Origin of the sequence: Frigoribacterium sp. CG_9.8, from assembly GCF_015751965.1 — a bacterium.
Classification (GTDB): Bacteria; Actinomycetota; Actinomycetes; order Actinomycetales; family Microbacteriaceae; genus Lacisediminihabitans.
In genome coordinates this window covers 89,214-104,589 of record NZ_JADOVH010000002.1, presented here as the reverse complement: position 1 = coordinate 104,589, position 15,376 = coordinate 89,214, and the positions used below count along the sequence as shown (strand labels likewise).

The 15,376-nt window shown below is 62.7% G+C and carries 12 protein-coding genes and 1 riboswitch; of the genes, 3 read left to right on the top strand and 9 right to left on the bottom strand.

Annotated features, from left to right (window positions below):
* Window positions 1–35: 35 nt before the first annotated feature.
* The 4 genes from IWX88_RS05385 to IWX88_RS05370 form a co-directional block, all read right to left on the bottom strand.
* Window positions 36–1,106, bottom strand: coding sequence for an ABC transporter ATP-binding protein (locus IWX88_RS05385; protein WP_196828065.1), 1,071 nt, complete (start codon window positions 1,104–1,106; stop codon window positions 36–38).
* Between the two features lie 55 nt (window positions 1,107–1,161).
* Window positions 1,162–2,172: an ABC transporter permease gene (locus tag IWX88_RS05380; protein ID WP_196828064.1), complete on the bottom strand. Its 1,011-nt coding sequence runs from the start codon at window positions 2,170–2,172 to the stop codon at window positions 1,162–1,164.
* 75 nt (window positions 2,173–2,247) lie between these two features.
* Complete coding sequence (locus IWX88_RS05375) at window positions 2,248–3,996, bottom strand: ABC transporter substrate-binding protein (RefSeq protein WP_196828062.1); 1,749 nt, start codon at window positions 3,994–3,996, stop codon at window positions 2,248–2,250.
* 127 nt (window positions 3,997–4,123) lie between these two features.
* Window positions 4,124–5,125, bottom strand: a complete 1,002-nt coding sequence (locus IWX88_RS05370; protein ID WP_231368911.1) for an ABC transporter permease — start codon at window positions 5,123–5,125, stop codon at window positions 4,124–4,126.
* Window positions 5,126–5,469: 344 nt separating this feature from the next.
* Between IWX88_RS05370 and IWX88_RS05365 the strand changes: the two genes are divergently transcribed.
* Window positions 5,470–6,255, top strand: coding sequence for a CPBP family intramembrane glutamic endopeptidase (locus IWX88_RS05365; RefSeq protein ID WP_196828060.1), 786 nt, complete (start codon window positions 5,470–5,472; stop codon window positions 6,253–6,255).
* A 6-nt stretch (window positions 6,256–6,261) separates the two neighbouring features.
* Here the strand turns inward: IWX88_RS05365 and gcvP are convergent, their stop codons facing one another.
* The 5 genes from gcvP to IWX88_RS05340 all read right to left on the bottom strand — a co-directional run bounded on the left by gcvP (window position 6,262) and on the right by IWX88_RS05340 (window position 12,905).
* Window positions 6,262–9,153 carry an aminomethyl-transferring glycine dehydrogenase gene (gcvP, locus tag IWX88_RS05360; RefSeq protein ID WP_196828058.1) on the bottom strand — a complete coding sequence of 964 codons (2,892 nt, stop codon included), beginning with the start codon at window positions 9,151–9,153 and terminating at the stop codon, window positions 6,262–6,264.
* Window positions 9,153–9,539, bottom strand: coding sequence for a glycine cleavage system protein GcvH (gene gcvH / locus IWX88_RS05355; protein WP_196828056.1), 387 nt, complete (start codon window positions 9,537–9,539; stop codon window positions 9,153–9,155). Before gcvH ends, gcvP begins: the two co-directional genes overlap by 1 nt.
* Before the next feature lie 2 nt (window positions 9,540–9,541).
* Complete coding sequence (gene gcvT / locus IWX88_RS05350) at window positions 9,542–10,705, bottom strand: glycine cleavage system aminomethyltransferase GcvT (protein WP_196828054.1); 1,164 nt, start codon at window positions 10,703–10,705, stop codon at window positions 9,542–9,544.
* A gap of 130 nt (window positions 10,706–10,835) precedes the next feature.
* Window positions 10,836–10,961: riboswitch (glycine riboswitch) on the bottom strand.
* Window positions 10,962–11,243: 282 nt separating this feature from the next.
* Entirely contained in the window at window positions 11,244–12,254 is a 1,011-nt protein-coding gene (locus tag IWX88_RS05345; protein WP_196828052.1) for an aldo/keto reductase family protein, read from the bottom strand.
* A 33-nt stretch (window positions 12,255–12,287) separates the two neighbouring features.
* Window positions 12,288–12,905: an LON peptidase substrate-binding domain-containing protein gene (locus IWX88_RS05340; RefSeq protein WP_196828049.1), complete on the bottom strand. Its 618-nt coding sequence runs from the start codon at window positions 12,903–12,905 to the stop codon at window positions 12,288–12,290.
* A 253-nt stretch (window positions 12,906–13,158) separates the two neighbouring features.
* On the opposite strand from IWX88_RS05340, the gene IWX88_RS05335 reads away from it, so the two are divergent.
* Entirely contained in the window at window positions 13,159–14,790 is a 1,632-nt protein-coding gene (locus tag IWX88_RS05335) for a SulP family inorganic anion transporter (protein WP_196828047.1), read from the top strand.
* 138 nt (window positions 14,791–14,928) lie between these two features.
* On the top strand, window positions 14,929–15,375 hold the full coding sequence (locus tag IWX88_RS05330; RefSeq protein WP_231368958.1) for a hypothetical protein: 447 nt from the start codon (window positions 14,929–14,931) through the stop codon (window positions 15,373–15,375).
* Window position 15,376: the final 1 nt, after the last annotated feature.

Here is a 15,376-nt window from a genome sequence, read left to right as displayed (position 1 = left end):
TCTGTGCGAGACGTAAAGGAGCGTATCGGGCGGGACTAGAGACTTGGCGAGATCTCGGTGAGCCAGATTTCCTGGCGCTGTGCGGCCGGGATGTGGCACCGCACCGCATGGCCGGGCGTCGCACCCTGCTCGAGATTCGGATGCACGGTGCGGCATTTGTCGCCGTCCACCCGGTCGGTGAACGGGCAGCGCGTGTTGAACACACATCCGCTCGGAACATTGATGAGCGACGGCGGGGACCCAGGAATCGGGGTGAGACGCGTCTGGCGGTCACGATCCATTCGCGGCATCGAGCGCAGCAGTCCCCAGGTGTACGGCATCTCCGGGGCATAGAAGATCTCGTCGACCGGGCCCGTCTCGACGCACTGGCCGCCGTACATCACCAGCACCTTGTCACAGGTCTCGGCGACGACACCGAGGTCGTGCGTGATCAGGATGACGGCCGAGTTCAGCTCGTCGTGAAGCTGCTTGATCAGCTCGAGGATCTGGGCCTGCACCGTCACGTCGAGAGCAGTGGTCGGTTCATCCGCTATCAACAACCGGGGTTTGCAGATCAGGGCCATCGCGATCATCGCGCGCTGCCGCATCCCACCGGAAAACTGGTGGGGATAGTCGTTGTAGCGGCTCGGTGCATTCGGAATCCCGACTTTTTCGAGCATGCGGATGGCCTCGGCCCGTGCTTCCTTTTTCGACACCTTGGTGTGCACGAGGTACGCCTCGCTGATCTGTGCGCCGACCGTGTAAAACGGGTGGAGCGACGAGAGCGGATCCTGGAAGATCATCCCCATCTCGCTACCGCGAAGATCGCGAACCTCCTCTTCCGTTGCAGCGATGATTTCGCGCCCGTCAAGCCAGATCTCGCCGGTCACTTCGGCATTCGAGCCCTTGTGCAGGCCCAGAATCGCCAGGCTCGTCACCGATTTGCCTGATCCCGACTCCCCGACGATGCCCAGAATTTCACCGCGCTCGAGTTCGAACGACAGCCCATCGACGCTCTTGACGACGCCGTCTGCAGTTGGGAAGTGCACGCGAAGGTCGTTGACCTCGAGGAAGGCGCGCTTTCGGCCGTCAGGGCGAACGGCCGGTGAGGGAAGAGTGGTTGACATGAGAAGCCCTTTTCGATGCTGGACGGTGCGACGTGAGACGGCTGTTAGACGGCTGTTAGACGGTGACGCGGGGGTCGATGACGGCGTACAGAATGTCGACGATGAGGTTGGCCACCACGAGGGCGACCGCCGCGATGATCGTGACTCCAAGGATTACCGGCAGATCCAGCGATTGAATCGATTTGATGGAGAGATAGCCGATGCCCCGCAGATTGAAGACTGTTTCGGTGATGATCGTCGAACCGATGAGCGTTCCGACGTCGATTCCAAAGATGGTCACGATCGGGGTGAGCGCTGCTCGCAGTCCGTGTTTGACGACGACGGTTCTTCGCCCGAGCCCCTTTGCCCGGGCTGTTCGAATGTAGTCCTCTCCCATCGTCTCGATCATGTTCGAGCGGGTGAGGCGCGCATACAGCGCCGCAAACAGGAAGGCGAGGCTCACCCAGGGCAGGATCATACTGCGAAGCCACTGAGCCGGATCCTCGGTGATCGGTGCGTAGGAAGTATCCGGCAGCCAGCCGAGCGTGTATTCGAAGATGAGGAGCAGCAACGGCCCGGTGAAGAAGATGGGCAGCGATACCGCGGCAAGCGAACTCGTCATACCGACCCGGTCGACGAACGACCCCGGCTTCAGTGCCGACAGCGTTCCAACGGCGACCCCACCAACGAGCCACAGGATGGCTGCCCCAACGAGGAGGCTGATGCTGACCGGTGCGGCATTCAGGATCATTGTTCCGACCAGTTCGTTCTGGCGGAAGGAGTAGCCGAAGCAGGGTGCGGGGCAGACGATCGGGGTACTGACTCCATCGGTGATGTTCTGCCCTAACAGGATTCCCGAAAGAAAATGCCAGTACTGGGCGTACAGCGGAAGATCGAATCCGAAGCGGTGAACCAGCGCCTTGAACTGAATCGAGTCCGGTGGGAATGGCACCTTGCCGATGTAGTAGTAGACCGGAGAGGTATCCGTGAGGGTGGGAACCACCTGGAAGATGAGAAACGTCACGACGCTGACAATCCACACGACAACGATCGCGCCCAGCAGTCGGAAAGTGATGAATCGGACCATAACCTGATTTTCAGTAAGGGAAAGTGGCCGACCGGGTCAATCCCGGCCGGCCACTGATGGGGAAAAAACGCGGTGTTACTTGCCGCCGGTACCCACGTTTACGAAGTCATAGATGCCGAACGCGAGTGCGTTGTTCGACGTGACGTTCGTGAGGCGAGCGTTGCGGTAGTACAGCGACTTGCCGAACAGGATCGGCAGGTACACGGCATTTTTCATCACCTGGTCATCGAGGGCGCGGAAGTCCGAGTCCTTCGATGTTCCGGCCGGGGCGGCGTCAAGGATTTTATTGACAGCCGGATCGTTGAGGCTCGGGTAATCGGTGTTGCCCGCGGGGATGATGGTGGCCCCGTTGGCAATCGAGTTCCAGAAGCCATACCCGGTTGGGAAGTCTGCTCCCCACGCGGCAACCGCGATGCCAAGACCCTGGCTCTCGATGTTCGCCGGCGAACCGATGAACGAGCTGTAGTAGCTCGAGGTGGCCGATGTGGCTGCCGTGATCTTGATTCCGACTCGGGCAAGGGCCGTCTGCATTGCGGCGAACACCTTTGGCCCGGTCTCACTCGGAGTGCTGTACGCGAGCTTCGTGGTGAAGCCATCCGGCTGGCCGCACTTCTTCAGTGCTTCCTTTGCCTTCGTGAGATCTCCCGTGTTGTCTGCTCCGGTCGAATACATGTTGGCAGTGGCGCTGTACCCGGCAATTGTCGGAGGCGTCATCGAACCGGCTGCGGTGCCGGCAGTCGTTCCACCGAATGCCTGAACGAGTTCGGCCTTATTCGTTGCATAGAAGATCGCCTGGCGGCAGTACAGGTTGGGAATCACCGACGGCATGACCGAGAAGTAGCGCGTGAACGCCGTTGTCGGGTTATCCGCATTTTTCTTCAGTTTCGGCTGAGTCAGCACCTGGGACTGCAGGGTGGTTCCGATCGAGTTGTCGGCCTTCGCGTCTGCGGTTCCGGCTTTGAGCTTGCTGTCGATGTCGTTCACGTCTGAGTTGATCGTCAGGGTGATCTTGTCGGCAAGGGGCTTGCGGATTTTGTCCGTCGACTGCTTCCAGAACTCGTTACGAACGAAGGTGATTTCCTGGGTGGGCGTGTACGACTCGATCTTGAACGGTCCGGACGACAGCGGGCGCTTGGTGTAATTCGCTCCGGTGAAGTCCGCGCCACCCTCGACCTTGTACGGCACAGGGGCTGCGGCAGCCATGGCCATGAGGTAGTTGAAGTCGGAGTACGGGGTCGACAGGTTGAAGGTGATCGAATCGGCCGTGGTCTCGATGCTCGCCAGATCACCGCTGGTGTACGGGCCGAGGTAGTCAGCCGGGTGAGAGATCGTTGCGATGAAGTACGAGGCCGGACCGCCGTTGATCACGTCGGTGGCAAAGAGTCGCTCGATGCCGTACTTGACATCCATCGGGGTGATTGCCGTTCCGTCTGACCACTTGAGGTCTTTCTGCAACGTGTAGGTCCACTTGGTGAAGTCGGCGTTGTGGGTTCCCATGTCTGTCGCCAGGTCGGGTGCGAGCACTGGCTTCGTGCCATTGACCGTCTCGTAGCCGATGAGAGAGCGAGTGAAGATGCGCTGCATGTTCCAGCACCAGCCGTAATAGGTGCGCTGAGGATCCCAGGAATCACAGTCGTCAGCCGCGAGGAGCTTGACTGTTCCGCCTTGCGCTGTCGATGGGTTGACAATTTTGCTGACTGCGTCGTTGAAAGCCGCGGTGCCTGTTGTTGGGGTGCCCGAAGTGCCTCCGGTGCATCCGGCGAGTGCCAGTGCGGCCGTCAGCACAATGCCGACGGCGACTACTCCCCTTCGTGTGATCTTCATAAAAGATGCCTTCTCTGTGTTGGTGGTGCGTGTGCGGCCTCAGCCGCGTGGGATCGAGCCCGTAGGGCCCCGTCGAACCGTCCCGAGAGAGGTGCCTCTCGAGGCGGATCGGACGTCAGTGGGAGATTCATCGTGTTGATTTCGGATCGAGCGCGTCACGCAATCCGTCGCCGAAGAGATTGAACGCGAGTACTGAGATGAAGATTGCCAGGCCGGGCAGCACCAGGTACATCGGGTCGACCTGAAAATAGTTGCCGGCATCCGAAAGCATCTGGCCCCAGGACGGGGTCGGTGGCTGGATCCCCACACCGAGGTAGGAGAGCCCAGCCTCGCCGAGCATGTAGTTCGGAATGGTCAGGGTCGTATAAACGAGGATCGGCCCGAGGAGGTTCGGCATGATTTCCTTGGCCATGATCCAGCCATTGCTCGCGCCAAGACTGCGTGCGGCATCCACAAATTCCTTCTCCCGCAGGGAGAGCACCTGGCCACGCACAATGCGACCGATATACGGCCAACCGAAGAAGCCGAGCACGAAGATGATGATCGCGTAGCGGGCTCCCGGCGAACTGTTGACGATTCCCACGACTGCGATCAGGGAGAGCGAGAAAAGCAGGGTGGGAAAGGACAGGAGCACGTCCATGATGCGCGAGATCACTGTGTCTCGCCAGCCACGGTAATAGCCGGCGATGAGACCGAGGGTCACACCGAGGACGAGAGACAGTGCGGTCGCGAGCCCGGAAATAATCAACGAGGTGCGCGCACCGTAGATGAGTAGCGACAGGATGTCCTGGCCAAGCACCGGGGTCACTCCCAGCCAGTGAGTGGAGCTGATTCCACCGAAATCGCCGATCGGAAGGTTCGTTGCGCTATCGGTCAGTGCATTCGGCGGCAGGTTGTGGTGAGTGAGATAGTTCTGGCCGTAGAGGGCGGTGAGCGGCCCCGCGAGAGTCGCTATGAGGATCAGCAGCACGATCACCACGCCCGCGGTCATGGCCACTTTGTCTTTGCGAAGACGACGCCATGCGATCGACCACAGCGACCGCCCGACGATTGAGGATCCCGTAACGGTCTTGTTCGTGAGCGGTGCGCTTTCTCCGACGACCTCGAGTTCACCCATGGGTAGAGACATCGACTGTGACCTCACTCTTTTTTGGATACCGCTATGAACGCCCCTCCCAGATGTGCAGGGCAGGCAACTCATTGACCGTGTAGCGCTGTTCGTAAACTCTTCTGCCGCATCTTGCGCCGCATCTTGCGCCGCAGAGACTTATCGAACTCTAAGCACGACCGCACCGATGTCCAAATTGACACGACCCAATTAACATTTCCTTAATATTGCCGACTGATTGTTGTTGATTTAGAAAATATCTTGCGCTCAGCTTGCTACTTTCACAATAAATTTGCGCGCAAAGCTGCACCGCACTGCAATCGTGCTGGGAATGGTCCCGGATCAACTACCGTACGATTCTCGATATGGACGAAAACGGTTCGATCCCTCGTGCCTTCCGGAGCAGGATCAGGGCTGAGATCCTGCTCGTTCTCGGGCTGTCACTCGGGGCATCCGCCGTGTATTCGATCGTGTCGATCGCTGACAGCCTCTCCCGGTCCACTCCCCTGTCCAGGCAGGTGCAATCGCTCAATAACTCTCTGAACAATCGGGCGATCTTCGACCTCATCTACCAATTCCTCGCCCTTTTCTTCGACCTCGTGCCCGTCGCTCTCGTCTGCTTTCTGCTCTGGCAGGGTGCACGACCACATCTTGCGCGTCTCGGACTGGGTTTCGACCGCCCTGTGCGTGACGCGCTACTCGGCCTCGGGCTCGCACTGGTAATCGGAATTCCCGGCATCTTCGTCTACCTGGGCGGCAAGGCACTCGGACTCGGTGTGACGGTCTCGGCCTCGCCGCTCGACACCTACTGGTGGACCATCCCGATTCTGGTACTTTCGGCGTTGCGCGCAGGGCTCCAGGAGGAAGTGATCGTGATCGGCTACCTGTTCGCCCGGCTGCGGGACCTCGGGTGGACGACCTGGCCGATCATCCTCTCCGCCGCCCTACTGCGAGGCACCTACCACCTCTACCAGGGCTTTGGGGCGTTCGTCGGCAACTTCGCGATGGGTCTGCTGTTCGGCTGGCTTTACTCGCGCTCCGGCCGAGTGCTCCCCCTGGTGATTGCCCATTTCGTGATCGACACCGCGATCTTCGTGGGCTACCCGTGGGCGGCATCCGCGTTTCCCGGGCTCTTCGGCATCGCCAGGTAGCAGCCGCTACTCGAAGGCCTCCGGCGGCGGGCAGGCGCAGACCAGGTTGCGGTCTCCGTACGCGTTGTCCACGCGGCGCACCGGCGGCCAGTACTTGGAGCGGATGAGGCTGCGCACCGGGTACACCGCCTGCTCGCGCGAGTACGGGTGAGTCCACTCGCCCTCAATCACGGACTGCGCGGTGTGCGGGGCATTGTGGAGCGGGTTGTCGTCGAGCGGCCAGGTGCCCGCCGCCACGGCATCCGCTTCGAGGCGGATCGCAATCATCGCATCGATGAAGCGATCGATCTCGGCGAGATCCTCGCTCTCGGTCGGTTCGACCATGAGAGTGCCGGCAACCGGGAACGACATCGTCGGAGCGTGGAATCCAAAATCAATGAGCCGCTTGGCCACATCGTCGACGGTGACACCGGTGGTCTCGGTGAGCGGACGAAGGTCGAGCACGCACTCGTGCGCGACCAGGCCGTTCTCCCCCGCGTACAGCACCGGGAAGTGATCACGCAGTCGCACAGCCACATAGTTAGCGGCGAGAACCGCGGCCCCGGTTGCTGCGGCAAGCCCGTCGGCGCCCATCATGCGCACGTAGGCCCAGCTGATCGGAAGGATGCTCGGGGAGCCGTACGGAGCCGCCGAAACGGGAGGACCGCTGTGCAGTTCACGCTGAGCCATCGGATGCCCCGGCAGGAACGGCGCGAGATGCGCCTTCGCCGCGACCGGCCCGACTCCGGGTCCGCCGCCGCCGTGAGGGATGCAGAAGGTCTTGTGCAGGTTGAGATGCGAGACGTCGCCGCCGAAGTCGCCGTAGCGGGCGAATCCGAGCACCGCGTTGAGGTTCGCCCCATCGACATAGACCTGGCCACCGGCATCGTGCACGGCCTTGCAGATCGTGCCGACCTCGCGCTCGTACACCCCGTGTGTTGAGGGGTAGGTGATCATCAACGCAGCGAGAGAGCCTGCATGCTCGGCGATCTTGGCCCGGAGGTCAGTGACATCCACGTTGCCAAGCTCGTCACAGGCGACCACGACTACTCGCATGCCGGCGAGCACAGCGGAGGCCGCGTTCGTGCCGTGTGCGCTCTGCGGGATCAAGCAGACGGTTCGCGAGCTGTCACCACGGGAACGGTGATAGCCACGGATGGCGAGGAGCCCGGCGAGCTCGCCCTGGCTGCCCGCGTTCGGCTGCAGCGACACGGTGTCATAGCCCGTGACATCCGCAAGCCAGCCCTGCAGCTGGTCGATCAGCTGAAGGTAGCCTTCGACATCCGACTCCGGTGCGAAGGGATGGAGCCCGGCGAATTCGGGCCAGGTCACAGCCTCCATCTCGGTAGCCGAGTTCAGCTTCATCGTGCACGACCCGAGCGGGATCATGCCGCGATCCAGGGCGTAGTCGTAGTCGGCGAGGTGCTTGAGGTAGCGCATCATCGAGGTCTCGGAGCGGTGAGTGTTGAACACCGGATGCGTGAGGTAATCGCTGGTGCGCTCGAGGTCGACCGGGATCCAGTCGAGGTCCTCGGGAATCGAATCGTTGGAGAGGTCCTCGCCAAGAATGCGCGCAATGGCCCGCACATCATCGAGCGTGGTGGTCTCATCCGCCGACAGTTGCACGTGATCATCATCGACGAGGTGGATGAGGTAGCCGGCCAAGTGAGCCCGCTCGACGAGCCGCGCGGCATTCGTCTTGGTGTGCAGTGTGATCGTGTCGAAGAAGTTCGCCGACTCGACGGTGTGGCCAGCCTCGGAGGCCGCGCGAGCGAGCACCCGGGTGAGCTTGGTCACTCGCGTGGCGATCTGCTTGAGCCCCTGCGGACCGTGATAAACGGCATACATCGAGGCCATCACCGCGAGTAGCACCTGCGCGGTGCAGATGTTGGAGGTCGCCTTATCGCGACGGATGTGCTGCTCGCGCACCTGGAGCGAGAGCCGGTAGGCGGGATGCCCGGCCGCATCCTGCGAGACACCGACCAGGCGTCCAGGAAGCTGGCGTTCGAGTCCCGAGCGCACGGCCATGTAGCCCGCGTGCGGACCGCCGAAGCCCATCGGAACGCCGAACCGCTGGCTGGTGCCGACCGCGACATCCGCTCCCAATTCACCCGGAGAGGCGATGAGGGTGAGGGCGAGCAGGTCGGCCGCGACCACCGCGAGGGCGCCAGCGCTCTTCGCCGCGGCGATGACCCGACTCGGGTCCCAGATCCGGCCCGAACGGGAGGGGTACTGCACGAAGATGCCGAACGCTTCGGGAAGCTCGATGCGATTGGAGGCGAACGCAGCGAGGTCGATATGCACGAGGTCGATGCCGACGGCGGCCGCACGGTTCTCCAGCAGCGCGAGGGTCTGGGGTAGTGAATCCCTGTCCACGATGAAGGTGTTGCTCGTCAGCTTCGACGCGCGCCGGGCCAGCATCATGCCCTCGACGACGGCAGTGCCTTCGTCCAGCATCGAGGCATTGGCGGTGCTGAGTCCGGTGAGGTCAGTGATCATCGTCTGGAAGTTGATGATCGCTTCGAGCCGGCCCTGCGAGATCTCGGGCTGGTATGGCGTGTAGGCCGTGTACCAGCTCGGGTTCTCGAGGACGTTGCGTTTGATCACTGCCGGGGTGATGGTGTCGTAGTATCCGAGCCCGATCATCGACCGGTTGACGGTGTTTTTGCGGGCAAGCACGCGCAACTCGGCGAGCGCCTCACGCTCGGTGGCTGCGGGAGGCAGCACCGAGTCAGCCGCGGCACGAAATCCGTCGACATGGATGGATTCCGGCACCGCTGAACGCACGAGAGCATCGACGCTCTCGTAGCCGAGGGCGTCGAGCATCGTGGCCTGGGCCGCGTGATCCGTTCCGATGTGGCGCTCAGCAAAACCGCCGTGCGCAAGTTGCTCCTTGGTGAGCTGGTCTACCCCGGCCATTACTCGCCCACCAGCGCGGTGTACTCGTCAAAGCTCAGAAGGGGTGGTAGCGCGGTGAAACTGACCTTGATGAGCCATCCCTCACCAAACGGATCGCTATTGACCAGCTCGGGGTTCGCAACGACAGCGTCATTGACCTCGGTGACGGTGCCGTCGACCGGGGCGAAGAGCTCGCCAACCGACTTGGTCGACTCGATCTCGCCCACGATCTTGCCGCTCGCGACGGACGCTCCAACGGCGGGAAGATCGACAAACACCACATCGCCGAGCTTCTCGGCCGCATAGGCCGTGATGCCGACAGTGGCGATGTCATCCTGCACGGAGATCCACTCGTGTTCGGCGGTGTATTTCAGGGTGTCCTGCGTGGTATGTCCGTGCTCTGCCATGATCAGTTGGCCTTTCTGGTGTAGAAGGGAAGTGCGGTGACGGATGCTTGCACGCTGGTTCCGCGTACATCCAGAAAAAGCTCTGTACCGAGTTCCTGCACGGCGGGGTCGACGTAGGCCATTGCGACCGGGTAGCCAAGCGTGGGGCTGAGAGCCCCGCTGGTGACGACTCCCACCTGAACGCCGTGCGCATCACGCACGGGATAGTCCGCGCGACCGGCACGCTTGCCGTCGGCGCGGAGGCCGACGAGAACGCGGGCGCCATCGACGGGGCCGGTCTCTACTGCGGAACGGCCGACGAAATCCCCCTCCTTCTTCAGGTTCACGACCCGGCCGAGGCCGGCCTGCACCGGGAATGTCGTGAGGCCGAGTTCGTGGCCGTAGAGCGGCATCCCCGCCTCGAGACGAAGGGTGTCGCGGCTGGCGAGTCCTGCTGGCACCAGGCCACTCCCCGCCCCGGTTTCGGCGATCGCCCGCCACAGTGCGGGCGCGGCGTCCGGGGCAATGTAGATTTCAAAGCCGTCTTCGCCGGTGTAGCCCGTGCGGGCAACAAGGATCTCGTGCCCCTCGAACTGACCGGACGTTGACCAGTAGTACTTGAGATCGGCGAGCCCGGCGGCGGCGACGCCCGGCACCTGGCTCAGGATCTCGAACGACTTTGGCCCCTGGATCGCGATGAGCGCGATGTCATCGCTCTCATCGAACACCTCACATTCGAAGGGTGCCGTTCGCTCGACCAGCTCGGTTGCGACCGATTCCCGATTCGACGCGTTGGCGACCACGATGAAGCGGTCTGCTCCCGTGCGGTAGACGACGAGGTCATCGATGATGCCGCCCTCCCGGCCGAGCAACAGACTGTATTTGGCCTGGCCGATTGCGACGGCGGAGATCTTGCCGGCAAAGGCGTAGTCGAGGGCATCCGCGCTCTCCGGTCCGATCACCACGATCTCGCCCATGTGCGAGAGGTCGAAGAGGCCCGCGGCGGTGCGCACGGCGTGGTGCTCAGCAAGGTCGCTCGAGTAACGCACCGGCATCTGCCAGCCGGCGAAGTCAGTGAAGCTGGCCCCGGCATCCACGTGCTGCTGATGCAGCGGCGAGAACCGTTCTGCCGGCTCGGTGCTATCGGTGCTACTGACGCCTTCGGTGCTATCGGTGCTATCGGTCAAGAGTTCTCCAGGCGCGTGAGTTGGCTGTTAGAACTCCCCCTCTGTTGTGCACGGTATGCCGATGAAGTGTGCAGCCCTGTAAATCTTTTTTTTAGAGAGCTGCGCTGGGCGCGTGACATTTCAGAGTGGCCTGTTCGATGCGGTACACGTACCTGAGAGATTGGCGGGGAGGCTTGCTCCTTCGGTGCCGGTCTGCCTGGCGTGCACAGCGAATATCGCTGTGCGCACTGGCGTCCGGCTCTCCCGCATCGCGTTGATGGGCCCGATATTTTGTTGTGGCAGCATCTTATCAACTTGCCGCGGCATCCACCCGTTACCGGCGGATGTTGCGCAAGATATTGCGGGCGGTGCGAGCAGGTGCAGGCAGGTGCGGCTGCGGGCGGTGCCCAGAGCGGAGATTTGCACGCCACGCCGCACTGGGATCGGCCCAGGCGGCGCGCCATCCAGCTCATCCGCTGTGAGCACCGTGCTGCCAGCCGTGCTGCTGGGCACAAGTGACGGGTGCGCGAAAGTAACAGGCGCGGCGCCCGCGAAAGGCCTACGCCTCGCGAGACTTCGGTGAGCTTTCCAGCGTCCTGGCCGGGTCGCGCTCGACACTGTCGCCGAGAGCATCGTCGATGCGCGTGAGCAGTTCTGCGGGAATCGAGACTCCCGCGGCCTTCACGTTCTCGTGCACCTGCTCCGGACGTGACGCACCGATGATTGCGGATGCCACATTCTCGTTCTGCAGGACCCACGCGACCGCGAGCTGCGCGAGTGTGAGCTCGAGCTCCGCCGCGATCGGCGACAGGGCCTGCACCCGGGTAAGCACCTCGTCGTTGAGGAAGCGCTTGATCATGTTGGCGCCGCCCTTCTCGTCGGTGGCTCTGCTGCCCGCCGGCAGCGCAGCACCCGGCGCGTACTTGCCGGTGAGCACGCCCTGAGCGATCGGCGACCAGACGATCTGCGAAATGCCGAGTTCCCTGGATGTCGGCACGACCTCCGCCTCGATCACCCTCCACAGCTGGGAGTACTGCGGCTGGTTGGAGATGAGTTGCACGCCGAACTCCTTCGCCAGAGCGGCTCCATCGCGCAACTGCTCGGCGGTCCATTCGCTCACGCCGATGTAGAGCGCCTTGCCCTGCCGCACGACATCAGAGAACGCCTGGAAGGTCTCTTCCAGCGGCGTCTCGTAGTCGAAGCGGTGGGCCTGATAGAGGTCGACATAGTCGGTCTGCAGCCGCTGCAGCGATCCATCGATCGACTCCATGATGTGTTTGCGTGACAGCCCGACATCGTTGTGCCCCTTCGGCCCGGTCGGGCCGAAGACCTTGGTGAAGATCTCGAGCGACGCACGGCGTTGGCCCTTGAGCGCTTCGCCGAGCACGGTCTCCGCAACGGTGTTCGCGTAGACGTCAGCGGTGTCGAAGGTGGTGATCCCGGCGTCAAGAGCCGCGGTCACACAGGCTTTCGCGGTGTCGTTCTCCACTTGGGATCCGTGGGTCAGCCAGTTGCCGTAGGTGAGCTCCGAGATCTTGAGGCCTGAGTTTCCGAGGTATCTAAATTCCATACAGTCAAGCCTACGCCGGGCTACTACGCCGGGTTATTCCCCGGGCCAGGGCGTGCTCAGCGACTGCTCCACGGTATCCATCAGCTCGATGAGGGCAGTGAGAAGGGCTTCCATTGTCTCGGACCGCAGCAGAGCGATCTGGTCCAGTTCGCCGAGGGGAGCCACCGCGGCCAACTGCCAGGCCGCGGCTGTGGGGTCGTCGGAGATCTCGACATCCGCTGACCACAGCTGGTCGCTGGTCTCGCTCGCCAGCCGTAACGTGCGGCGAACGGCGTCCTCCGCACGTTGCCGCAGGGGCAAGAGTTCGTCGGTCCACGTGAGGTCAGGGATGTCTCGCACCCGCGCGACCGGATGCGGATCCTCTTCGAGCCATTCGAGAATCTCGATGCGACGCTCCCCCTGCGCAACCAGCACGACGAAGTCCTCTGTCGCATCCAGTTGCTGCACTTGGGCCACGGTACCGACGGTGAAACGCTGCTCCCCTCCGCCGACCTCCTGGCCACGTTCGATAAGCACGACTCCGAACTCAGATGGTTCATCGGGCAGGATCCGCGACAGCATTACGAGGTAGCGCTCCTCAAAAACCCGCAACGGTAACGGCATGTGAGGAAAGAGCACGGAGCCTAAAGGGAACATCGGAATCTCGGTCATACCTACAGGCAACCACGAAGGTTTGTGCTGGACCACTGAGCACAGCCTGTGAATTCGCCGGACACCCCTATTTGTGCCCTGTCGGCTCACTGCGGGGTGCGCTGCACAGGAGTCTCGTGAGTGTGGTTTCGATACAGCCGAACAGTCGCTGGGACGCGTGCCGGGACCAAAGACCCGGGACCTATGACCCTGCAGAAGTATCGTTGAGGTAGATACCGGCTTCCGAGACTTCGGTACTCGTGGAGGAACCCCGATGGCAGCCAGCACTTCGATGCGTGCACTTTTACCCAGCTGGCGAGACTATTCCTCGGTGAAACGTACGTGGCGCGGTGACCTTCTGGCCGGTATCACCGTCGGTATCGTCGCGCTGCCACTGGCACTGGCATTCGGAGTGAGTTCCGGCGCCGGGGCAGAAAGCGGCCTCGTGACGGCCATTATCGCGGGAATTGTGGCCGCGGTCTTCGGAGGATCGAACATCCAGGTCTCCGGACCGACCGGGGCGATGGTGGTCGTTCTCGGACCGGTGGTCATCGCTCACGGCACCGCTGTCGTGGCGCTGGTCAGTCTTGCGGCGGGGATCGTAGTCGTCGTTGCCGGGGTGCTGCGGCTCGGCCGGGTCGTCTCCTACATCCCGTGGCCGGTGATCGAGGGGTTCACCTTCGGCATCGCCGTCATTATTTTCCTCCAGCAGGTACCCGCCGCAATCGGCAGCGCCGCCGGAAAAAGCAGTAACGCGTTTCTCGCCGCGATCGAGTCATTCGCGACCGTGAATCCGGCCACTCTCGCGTGGGCAATCGGTGCCGTCGTGCTGGTGGCGGTCATTATGGTGCTCGCACCACGCATCCATCCAAAGATCCCCGGATCGCTGCTCGCCATCGTCATTGTCTCTGCTATCGCTGCCGTCGGTAACCTGCCCCTTGCGCGAATCGGCGCCCTGCCCAGCTCCCTTCCCGCCCCGAGCCTTCCCCCTCTCGACCCGGCAATCTTCGGCTCGCTCGTTGGCCCGATTCTCACGGTGGCAGCGCTGGCCGCCATTGAATCGTTGCTTTCCGCACGGGTCGGTGCCGCGCTTGCCGACACCGGTACATACGACCCGGACCGCGAGCTCGTTGGCCAGGGGCTGGCATCGGTTGCCTCGGGCTTTTTCGGGGGAATGCCCGCGACCGGAGCCATCGCCCGCACCGCGGTGAACGTGCGATCTGGCGGACGCTCCCGTCTCGCCGCAATCATCCATTCGATCGTGCTGCTCGGGATCGTCGCCCTCGCTTCCGGCGTGGTATCCGAGATCCCCCTCGCGGCCCTCGCCGGAGTTCTCATGGTTACTGCAACGCGCATGGTCTCTCTGACCACGGTGCGCAGTGTCGTGGGATCCACGCGATCCGACACGGTGGTCTTCATACTCACCGCCCTGATCACCGTGTCATTCGACCTGATCGTGGCCGTCGGTATCGGTATCGCCGCCGCCGCCTTCTTCGCCCTGCGTACCCTGTCGAAGTCCGGGGGCGTGCATCGCGAGCCGATACCGGCACCAGCCCTCCCCGGTGACGAACACATCGCGCTGTTCCGCTTCGAGGGCGCACTCTTCTTTGGTGCAGCGGAGCGGATGCTCGATAAAGTAACGCAAATCACCGGAGTCGACGTCGTGATACTGCGCCTCTCTCAGTTGCAGGTGATGGATGCCACGGGGGCACGCGTGATCACGGAGATGATTGACGGCCTCGAGGGACGCGGGATCACCGTGCTCGTCAAAGGCATCCAGGAACAGCATCTGCGGCTCGCGACACGGGTGGGCGTGATCCGCTCCCTGCGCCACGAGAATCACCTCTTCGATGATCTCGACGCGGCGATCGTGCACGCCCGCAGCCATGTGGGGGTCACGACCTGAGCACGAGCCTCGGTGGGTGAGCCGGCGCCCGGTGGTCCTGCGCCCGGTGCTGAGACGGCTCGGTGCTGAGGTGCTGTTTAGGATTATGGGGTGACCCCTCCAGCCGAGTCCCGTCCTCCTGCCCTACGCAAATCTGTGCTGCTCAAATCTGTGCTGCAACCCTCCGCACTGCGCACCTCCGTGCCCCGCACCATCGGCCGCCTCCTGCTCGGAGCCTTTCTTCTCCTGGCTGGCATCAGCCATCTCACGGTGAGTCGAGTGGCATTTCGCGCCCAGGTGCCACCCTGGCTACCTCTCGACACAGACTTCGTTGTGGTCGCATCCGGAATCGTCGAAATCACGCTCGGACTCGCGCTTGTTCTTCTCGCCAGGCGAAGGGTCCTTGTGGGCCTGGTCGTCGCAGTGTTCTTCCTGCTGATTCTGCCGGGCAACATCTCCCAGTTGGTCACGCAGACCGATTCCTTCGGCCTCAACAGCGACCTGTCGCGTGGCATCCGGCTACTGTTCCAGCCGATCCTCGTCATCTGGGCGCTCTGGTCGACCGGGGCGTGGAAGGCGATACGGGCTAGTCGCTCGCCCGGCTAGT